Genomic DNA, 9,338 nt, shown 5'->3' on the forward strand with positions numbered 1-9,338 from the left:
GGCAGCCGGTCTGGAGCGCGCGCATCGCGAGCGCGGCGAGTCCCGCGAACTAGACTCCGGCAGGTGTCCTCGATACCGCAATTGCCCTCCTTCCGCTGGCCGACCCGGACACCGGCGCATCCGCATCCGGCCAAGCCGAAGCACGGCGCGAACGTGGTCATCGACTGTGCGGTGTACGTGGACGGCAAACGGCTGACGGCGCACTGCACCTATGACGAAGCGCTGGCCGAGGTGCGCAGGCGCGGTGAGGGTTATGTCTGGCTGGGCTTGCTCGAACCCAGCACCGGGCTGATGACCGATGTGGCGAAATCCTTCGGTCTGCACGAGCTCGCCGTCGAGGACGCGGTGAGCGCGCATCAGCGGCCCAAACTCGAACGCTACGACGACATTCTGTTCCTGGTGCTGCGCACGGTCAGCTATCACGTGCACGAACTCAACAGCGTCAGCGAGATCGTGGACACCGGCGAGATCATGATCTTCCTCGGCCCGGATTTCGTGATCACCGTGCGGCACGGCGATCACAGCGGATTGGCCGGTGTGCGCAGGGAATTGGAGTCGACGCCGAAACAGCTGGCACTCGGCCCGAGCGCGGTGCTGCACGCGGTCACCGACAATGTCGTGGACACCTACACCGAGGTCACCGCGGCCATCGAGGATGATGTGGACGCCATGGAGGAGGCGGTGTTCACGCCCGCCGCCGATATCATCATCGAGGCCATCTACCAGCTCAAGCGCGAGGTGGTGGAATTGCGGCGCGCGGTGAAACCCCTTGCGCTGCCGCTGCAATTGCTCACCCACGACCCGAAACTGCCGCTGCCCGCGGAGATTCGGCGCTATATGCGCGATGTCACCGATCACCACACGGCCGTCACCGAGCAGATCATCGACTTCAACGAATCGCTCAGCGCGCTCATCAATGCCGCGCTGGCGAAGGTGAGCGTGCAGCAGAACACCGATATGCGAAAGATTTCCGCGTACGCGGCCATGGCGGCGGTGCCGACCATGATCGCGGGCATCTACGGCATGAACTTCGACCACATGCCGGAATTGCGGTGGACCTTCGGTTATCCGCTGGTGTTCGGCATCATGGTGCTGCTGTGCGCCGGGCTCTATGTGAACTTCCACCGCAACAAGTGGTTGTGATTACAGCGAGGCCGCACCGCGATCCGCATCGCGCACATCGATTTTCGCCTCGGTCCAGGCCTCGCGCAGTGCCGCGGCCCCGCGAATGCGCACCCAGGCCGCCTCGGTCGCGGTGATCGGCGTCGCGGCCAGAAAGCGTACGGGCTCAGCGGGTTCGGGCAATTCCACGGCGGGGATATCGCTCTCGCCGAGCAGTACCGCGGTGAACGGCGCACCGGCCCAGATCGGTTCGCCCATATCCAGCAGCGCATCGGCCTGCAGCACAATGCCTTCCACCGACGGTGAGGCCACCAGCACGGCCAGCGTCTTGGTGAGCCCGCTGCCCGCGCCCACCCCGCCGCGCAGGGTCAGCGCCAACTCCGCGCGCGGCCCGCGCACCGGATCGGCAAGCGCCGCAGTCGGATCCGTCATGGGGTGGCGGGAACCTCCGAGCGTCACGTAGTGCACCAGATCGCCATCGGGAATCCGCAGGATATCGATGGGCTCCAGCCCGAGAAAGGTCACCGACGCAGCGTCGGCGGTTGCCACACCGAAATGCCCGAGCACCCCGGCCCGGACCGTATTGATCACATCCATGAGCTAGATGGCCAGCCTGGCGAGCATGTCCCGGGCCTGTTCGGCGGCCTTCGGATCGCACAGCACGTCATAGCGCCCGGCCACCAACTGCATGGTGGAGGCGAAATCGCGCTGTCCGCGGGTGGCGGCGTACGGGATGGTGGTGGAGATGACGCCGAAGACGATGCCGCCGATCAGGCCGACCAGAATCGCGCCGCTGGAGGAGAACAGGCTCAGCAGCAGGCCGATGAACAGGCCCAGCCAGGCGCCCGACACCACACCGCCGCCGATGACCTTGCCCCAGGTCAGGCGGTAGAGCACGCGTTCGACCTGCATGAGGTCGACGCCGACGATGGTCACGTTCTCGACCGGGAAGGAATTGTCGGCCAGGTAGTCGACGGCGCGCTGGGCCTCGGCGTAGGTCGGATAGGAGCCGACCGGCCAGCCGGACGGTGGCGTCGGCAGGCCCGGACGGTTCCGGCTCGCGTTCCCCAAGGGATTCGTCATATCTCCATCATGCTATTTCGAGTCGTCGGACGGGGCATCGAATCGCGTGGTACGCGTCATTTTCGCGGCTCGTCCTTTATCAGCGATCACCTGCGCCATCTTGGCGCTGGCCTCGTCGATCATCTCGTCGCCGAGCATGACCGCGCCCCGGGCTCCACCCGCGGCCGACGTGTGAAAAGCGTACGCGTCCAGAATTTCCTCGGCGCGGTCGTAGTCCGCCTGACGTGGGCTGAAGATCTCGTTACCGGCCGCGATCTGATCCGGATGCAGCACCCATTTGCCGTCGAAACCCAGTGCGGCCGTGCGAGAGGCGTTGCGGCGGAAGCCTTCCACATCGCGCACCGCCAGGTACGGACCGTCGATGGCCTGGAGTCCGTGCGCGCGGGCGGCGAGCAGGATCGTCATATAGATGTGGTGATACGCGTCACCGGGCTCGTACCCCTCGGGCTGTTCGCCGACGACCAGGGTGCGCATATTGATCGAGGCCATGAAATCGGCCGGGCCGAACACCAGGGTCTGCACGCGCGGGCTCGCGGTGGCGATGGCGTCGATATTGCGCAACCCCAGCGCGTTCTCGATCTGCGGTTCGATGCCGATCCGCCCGACCGGCAGGCCGTTGGTCTTCTCCAGCTGGGTCAGCAGCAGGTCCAGGGCCTGCACCTGGCCGGCGTCGGTGACCTTGGGCAGCAGCAGCGCGTCGATGCGGTCGCCCGCGCCGTCCACCACGGCGATGACATCGGCGTAGGTGTGCTCGGTGGTCCAATCATTGACCCGCACAACGCGAATCTGCTCGCCCCAGCCGTCCGAGTTCAGCGCGGCCACGATATTGGCGCGGGCCTGCGCCTTGGCCGCGGGCGCGACCGCGTCCTCGAGGTCGAGGAACACCTCGTCCGCGGCCAACCCCTTGGCCTTCTCGATCATTCGGGGGTTGCTGCCGGGGACGGCGAGCACCGTACGGCGCGATGTCATGAGTCACTCCTTCTACGTCCGCGCTCGTGGCGCGACATTTCGGGCAGCCCGGACCCACTAGCCTTGACACTCATGGCAGCGACGAGAGTTTTCGCCGCCCGGCTCGCGGGCTTGGTGGTATTGGGACCGGACGGGGAGTCTATCGGCCGCGTCCGCGACCTGGTGATCTCCATCCGCTATGACCAGCGGCAGCCGCGTGTGCTCGGCGTGCTCGTCGAACTACCAACGCGCAAACGGATTTTCGTTCCGATGCTGCGGGTGCAGGCGATCGATCCGGGTGCGGTGACACTGACCACCGGCACCATCAGCGTGCGGCGCTTCGAACAGCGCGCGAGCGAGATGCTCGCCATCGCACAGATTCTCGATTCGACGGTGCGGGTCGACGATCCGGAACTGCCGCAGCTGGCCGATACCGAGGTGGTGGTGGTCGATCTCGGCATCGAACAGTCCCGCACCCGCGATTACGTGGTCTCCCGGGTCGCGGTGCGCGAACGGCGGCGGCTCGGCGTCGGATTCGGGCGGCGCGGGGCGGTGCACGTGGTGGATTGGGCGCAGGTGCGCGGGCTCACCCAGACAGAGCTGAACCTGCCCGGACAGGACGTCACCCAGCTGCTCACCCAGTTCGAGGGCATGCGGCCCGCCGATGTGGCGCATCTACTGCGCGAGTTGCCGCGCAAGCGCCGGATCGAGGTGGCGGCCGCGTTCGACGATGAGCGACTCGCCGATGTGGTGCAGGAATTGCCGGAAGCCGATCAGGTGGAGCTGCTGGAGCAGCTCGGCGTGGAGCGCGCGGCCGATCTGCTCGAGGCGATGGATCCGGACGACGCGGCCGACCTGCTCGGCGAATTGCCCGAGGGGGAAGCGGAATCGCTTCTGGCGCTTATGGATCCGGAGGATTCCGAACCGGTCCGGCGACTGCTCGAATTCGCGCCGTACACCGCCGGTGGTCTGATGACCTCCAAGCCGGTGGTGCTCACTCCGGCCACCACCGTCGCCGAGGCGCTCGCCCGCATCCGCGATCCCGAGCTGACACCCGCACTGGCCACCATGGCCTTCGTGGTGCGGCCACCGACCGCCACACCGACCGGTCGCTATCTCGGCTGCGTGCACTTTCAGCAACTGCTGCGCGAACCTCCGGCGAACCTGGTCGGCGGCATTGTCGACGCCGATCTGGTGCGATTGCGGCCCGAGGCCCCGCTCACCGCCGTGACCCGGTATTTCGCTACCTACAATCTGGTGTGCGGTCCGGTCGTGGACGCGGAGAATCATCTATTGGGGGCGGTCACCGTGGACGATGTGCTCGACCATCTGCTGCCCGAGGACTGGCGCGAACAGGATCAGGACAATCACGATATGCACGGCGTTCCGCTGATCGACGGCACCGGAGGCCGCGCATGACCGATCGCACCGAGAAGTCCAACGCCCGCCAGCGCCTGGAATCGCCCATGGAGACCCGCTTCCGCGGATTCGATTGGGACGCAGAGGCTCTCGCGCGCAGTAGCGAACGGGTCGCACGCTTCCTCGGCACCGGCCGCTATCTGGTGATCCAGACGGTGATCGTGATCGTCTGGATTCTGCTCAATGTGTTCGCGCTGCGGCTGCAGTGGGACCCGTACCCGTTCATCCTGTTGAATCTGGCGTTCTCCACCCAGGCCGCCTACGCCGCGCCGCTCATCCTGCTGGCACAGAACCGGCAGGACAACCGCGACCGCGTGGCACTCGAGGAGGATCGCGCGCGATCAGCCCAGACAAAAGCCGATACCGAATTTCTGGCGCGCGAGCTCGCTTCGCTGCGACTCGCCGTCGGCGAGGTGGCGACCCGTGACTATCTGCGCCGAGAGTTGGATGATGTCAAGGATGCGCTGGTCAGGTTGGAGAAACTGGCCACCGACGGCGAGATCGTGAAGGAGCGGAAACCGAAGAAGAGTAGCGATCGAAAGAGGGCGGAGGTCGCAATTTCGCCGCAAAAAGATGGCGACTAACCGCACAAGCTGTACCCAACAAGCTTACGGATGGGTAACCTGGATCACGTTGTTCCGAGCGACCGACCCAGACACCCGCATTTTGCGGCCGTCGTCACCGGGAAACGGCCGCACGACTGAGGGGATTGTGTGGTGGGCAAGAGAATATCTGCACCGGTGACCGCATCGGCGCTGCTGATTGCGGGCCTGGTCACCGCGGGTTCGGCCACCAACACCACAGTGCACACCGAGGCGCCGCAGGCCGCGCCCGAAGCGCTTCTGGCGGCCGCCGCGTCCGATACCGGATCCGGAAACGCCGTCCAGAACGCCTCCGATCAGACCGTCGGGCTGGTGCCCGCCGCGCCCGAGGCGCCCCGCAAACTCAGCGCAATGACCCCGCCCGCCGACGGCAGGCTCGGCGGCAATGTGCAGCTGCAGAACATCGCGCTGCCCGGCGGCACCGGCGCGCTCGGCATCCCCGAACTGGTGCTGGCCGCCTACCGCAATGCCGAACTGGCACTGGAATCCTCGACGCCCGGCTGCGGGCTGCCGTGGAATCTGCTCGCCGGTATCGGGCGCATCGAATCGCTGCACGCCAGCGGCGGCCGCACCGATGCCGCGGGCACCACCATCTCGCCCATCTACGGTCCGGCGCTGGACGGCACCCTGCCCGGCAACGAGGTCATCAAGGCCACCAACGGCGGCTATGTGCGCGCCGTCGGACCCATGCAGTTCCTGCCCAGCACCTGGGCCAACTACGCCTCGGACGGTAACGGCGACGGCGTCTCCGATCCGAACAATGTCTTCGACGCGGCGCTCGCGGCGGGCAAATACCTGTGCTCGGGCGGATTGGATCTGCGCGATCCGGCCCAGCAGCTGCGCGCGGTGCTGCGCTACAACAACTCGATGTCGTACGCGGCCAATGTGCTCAGCTGGTCGAACGCGTACAAGACCGGCGGCACGCCCTCGGCCGTGAACATCTCCGCGGACATGATCCCGCCCGGCGCGCTCACCGCCGGACCGGATATGACGGCGGCCTCGGTCAATATCCCGGCCACCACCACGACCACCACCACGGACGCGCCGCCGAGCACCACCCGGCAGACGCCCACCCAGGTGATGATCAATATCCCGGGCCTGCCGCCCATTCCGTGCGGCATCTTCTGCCCCGCGCCCGTGGTGCCCGCGAATCCCTGTGAGTCCGTGAACCTTCCGCCCACCGAGACCAAGCCGGACGCCAAGCCCGAGGACGGCGTCCAGGTCGGCGCGCAGGACAAGACCGATCAGGACAAGGCGGCCGGCGAACAGCAGTTCGGGCCGGACGGCAAGCCGATCGAGAAGACCACCACCTGCGCCCAGCCGCAGCAGCAGGATCCGGCCGCGCAGGCGCAACAGCAGCAGCCGAACAACCAGCCCGCGCAGCCCGCCAAGACCGATGAGGCCGCACCCCCCGCACCGGAGCCCGCGCCCGCACCGGAATCGGTGGATCCGACCACCCCGGCTCCGGGCATCACGCTCCCGTTCGGCATCACCATTCCGCTGCCCGCGCCGCCCGCCCCGGCGGTGCCGTAATCCATTGCGGCCGTTGGCCTCATCCGCCGACGTCCGAAGAGTTACAGTTGAAGACCGATATTCGGCCGCAGCCCCGGGGCTGCGGCCGAGTCGTATCGGTACGGGTGCGACAGCTGTCCGGTACAGGCGCGAAAGTTCGTCCGGCACAGGCACGACAGGCTGTCCCATTGACGCCTTTAACCACTCAGGCGTAATCGAATCATCAGGAAAGATTACGAAGTAGTAACGGAACGGTCTCGAATGATGTAGCTTAGTCCTCACTGCGTCAACCGGTTCGCGAGAACCGACGGCAATGGAGGGTCAGCACCAAGTGGGACGTCATCGCAAGCCCCCGGTTCCGACGATTCGCCGCGGATCGGTCATCGCCCTCACCAGTCTCGTCCCGGCGGTGGGCGCCACCATCTCCGGCGCGGCGGACAGCGGCAATATCGTCAGCGGCCTGACTTCCGCTCTCCAGCACGAGTTCTCGTCCGACGCGGACGCGGCGCTACCCAGACCCGAGGCGGCCGCCGCGCCGGTCGCCGTCCCGGAAGTCATGCTCCGCGAGGCCAAACAGGTTGTGCCCGTTGGCCCCCCGGTGGTCAAGACAGTCGCTCTACCCGAGGGCCGCGTGCCCGCCGCCCTGCCCGCCGGCCCGATCGGGATGCCCGGCATCGCGGAAAACGCCTATCAGAACGCGGAACGCATTCTGGCCGTGGAGAATCCGGCCTGCGCCATGCCGTGGTCCCTGCTCGCCGGTATCGGCCGGGTCGAATCCACGCACGCCTTCGGCGGTAAAGCCGACGCGGACGGCAACCCCATCGATCCGGTCTACGGCCCGGTTCTGGACGGCAGCCTCTGGGGCAACAATGTCGTGCACGACACCGACGGCGGTGAACTCGACGGCCTCGCCGGTTACGACCGCGCCATCGGCCCCATGCAGTTCCTGCCGCAAACCTGGAAGCACTACGCCGCGGACGGTAACGGCGACGGCATCGCCGATCCGCAGAACCTCTTCGACGCCGCTCTCACCGCGGGCAAATACCTCTGCTCCGGCAATCTCGATATGCGCGATCCGGCGCAGCAGACCCGGGCCATCCTGCGCTACAACAACTCCATGGCCTACGTCGCCAACGTGATGGCCTGGGAAACCGCCTACTCCACCGGGATCGCCCCCGGCGCTTCCGCCCTCCCCCGCATCTGAGCCGACGCCCGTCGTCGCCGTGCGGTGCCCACGTCAGCGGTGAGTCCCCGGCGCAAGCAGCTCGGGGCGGCCGAATCGTTCCCCGCCGATGGGCGCGAGGCGGTCCCCGTGACAGCGCGGCTGGCCCGAACTCCTAAGCTTTCGGTATGCCAGTGGTAACGGAATCGGATGTGCGGGGCGCGCTCGCGAAGGTGAACGACCCGGAGATCCGGAAACCGATCACCGAGTTGGGCATGGTGAAGAGCGTCGAGGTCGGCGCGGACGGCAGCGTTCAGGTCGTCGTCTATCTGACCACCTCGGCGTGCCCGATGAAGGGGCAGATCACCGAGCGGGTCACCAAGGCCGTCAATGACGTGCCCGGCGTCGGCGCGATCAATGTGTCCCTCGATGTGATGAACGATGAACAGCGGACCGAGTTGCGCAAGAAATTGCGCGGCGACAATGCCGAACCGGTCATCCCGTTCGCCCAGCCGGGCTCGCTGACCCGCGTGTACGCGGTCGCCTCCGGTAAGGGCGGCGTCGGAAAGTCCAGTGTCACCGTGAATCTCGCGGCCGCCATGGCCGCCAAGGGCCTGTCGGTCGGCGTGCTGGACGCGGATATCTATGGACATTCCGTGCCGCGCATGCTGGGCACCGATCAGCGGCCCACCCAGGTCGAGCGAATGATCATGCCGCCCATCGCACATGACGTGAAGCTCATCTCCATCTCCATGTTCACCCAGGGCAATACGCCCGTGGTGTGGCGCGGCCCGATGCTGCACCGCGCACTGCAGCAGTTCCTCGCCGATGTGTTCTGGGGCGATCTGGACATCCTGCTGCTGGATCTGCCGCCGGGCACCGGCGATGTCGCCATCTCGCTGGCCCAGCTGATCCCGAACGCAGAGATCCTGGTCGTCACCACCCCGCAGCTGGCCGCCGCCGAGGTCGCCGAGCGCGCGGGATCCATTGCGCTGCAAACCCGCCAGCGCATCGCGGGCGTGGTGGAGAACATGTCCTGGCTGGATCTGCCCGACGGTTCGCGCATGGAGCTGTACGGTTCCGGCGGCGGACAGACCGTGGCGGACAACCTGACTCGCGCGGTCGGCGCGAATGTGCCGCTGCTGGGCCAGATTCCGATCGAACAGGAACTGCGCGAGGCGGGCGACGAGGGCACCCCGATCGTGCTGTCCGCCCCGGAAAGCGCCTCCGGCAAGGCCCTGCTCGAAATCGCCGACAAACTCGCGGTCCGCCGCCGCGGCCTGGCGGGCATGTCCCTGAACATCGACACCACCCGCCACCTGTAGCGAAAAGTCGCCTCCCATTCGAATACCGCCGTGGCCCGTGGGCATGGGACGCGCGCGGGGGGTTGGAGGGTGGGGGGGGGTTAAGGGACCCCGGGAAAGCGCGGCGGGGGGGGGGGGGGGGGGGTAATAAAAAAAGACGAGGCCGCCCGCGAGAGGGGGGGAGAT

At 67.0% G+C, this 9,338-nt stretch carries 9 protein-coding genes; 6 read left to right on the forward strand and 3 right to left on the reverse strand.

What is annotated here, in order from left to right; all coding sequences use genetic code 11:
* Positions 1-72 precede the first annotated feature (72 nt).
* Positions 73-1,143 (forward strand): magnesium and cobalt transport protein CorA, encoded by a 1,071-nt coding sequence (locus ACFC4D_RS27760; protein ID WP_375966430.1) that lies wholly within the window; start codon positions 73-75, stop codon positions 1,141-1,143.
* Here ACFC4D_RS27760 and ACFC4D_RS27765 read toward each other — a convergent pair whose 3' ends face one another.
* Genes ACFC4D_RS27765 through ACFC4D_RS27775 form a run of 3 tightly spaced genes read right to left on the reverse strand, consistent with a single transcriptional unit; the run spans position 1,144 to position 3,174 of the window.
* Positions 1,144-1,719 (reverse strand): suppressor of fused domain protein, encoded by a 576-nt coding sequence (locus ACFC4D_RS27765; RefSeq protein ID WP_364639951.1) that lies wholly within the window; start codon positions 1,717-1,719, stop codon positions 1,144-1,146.
* Positions 1,720-1,722: 3 nt separating this feature from the next.
* Positions 1,723-2,205 (reverse strand): general stress protein, encoded by a 483-nt coding sequence (locus ACFC4D_RS27770; RefSeq protein ID WP_364639954.1) that lies wholly within the window; start codon positions 2,203-2,205, stop codon positions 1,723-1,725.
* A gap of 12 nt (positions 2,206-2,217) precedes the next feature.
* Positions 2,218-3,174, reverse strand: a complete 957-nt coding sequence (locus tag ACFC4D_RS27775; protein ID WP_364639957.1) for a CoA ester lyase — start codon at positions 3,172-3,174, stop codon at positions 2,218-2,220.
* Positions 3,175-3,246: 72 nt separating this feature from the next.
* On the opposite strand from ACFC4D_RS27775, the gene ACFC4D_RS27780 reads away from it, so the two are divergent.
* The 5 genes from ACFC4D_RS27780 to ACFC4D_RS27800 all read left to right on the forward strand — a co-directional run bounded on the left by ACFC4D_RS27780 (position 3,247) and on the right by ACFC4D_RS27800 (position 9,173).
* On the forward strand, positions 3,247-4,572 hold the full coding sequence (locus ACFC4D_RS27780; RefSeq protein WP_375965603.1) for a magnesium transporter MgtE N-terminal domain-containing protein: 1,326 nt from the start codon (positions 3,247-3,249) through the stop codon (positions 4,570-4,572).
* Positions 4,569-5,156 carry a DUF1003 domain-containing protein gene (locus ACFC4D_RS27785; RefSeq protein ID WP_364639963.1) on the forward strand — a complete coding sequence of 196 codons (588 nt, stop codon included), beginning with the start codon at positions 4,569-4,571 and terminating at the stop codon, positions 5,154-5,156. The genes ACFC4D_RS27780 and ACFC4D_RS27785 overlap by 4 nt, the downstream gene beginning before the upstream one ends.
* Before the next feature lie 156 nt (positions 5,157-5,312).
* On the forward strand, positions 5,313-6,707 hold the full coding sequence (locus tag ACFC4D_RS27790) for a lytic transglycosylase domain-containing protein (RefSeq protein ID WP_375965601.1): 1,395 nt from the start codon (positions 5,313-5,315) through the stop codon (positions 6,705-6,707).
* Positions 6,708-7,017: 310 nt separating this feature from the next.
* Entirely contained in the window at positions 7,018-7,890 is an 873-nt protein-coding gene (locus ACFC4D_RS27795; RefSeq protein ID WP_375965599.1) for a lytic transglycosylase domain-containing protein, read from the forward strand.
* Between the two features lie 146 nt (positions 7,891-8,036).
* Entirely contained in the window at positions 8,037-9,173 is a 1,137-nt protein-coding gene (locus tag ACFC4D_RS27800; protein WP_364639972.1) for an Mrp/NBP35 family ATP-binding protein, read from the forward strand.
* The last annotated feature ends 165 nt before the right edge of the window (positions 9,174-9,338 follow it).

The sequence above is a fragment of the Nocardia sp. NPDC056000 genome (assembly GCF_042269265.1).
GTDB lineage: Bacteria > Actinomycetota > Actinomycetes > Mycobacteriales > Mycobacteriaceae > Nocardia.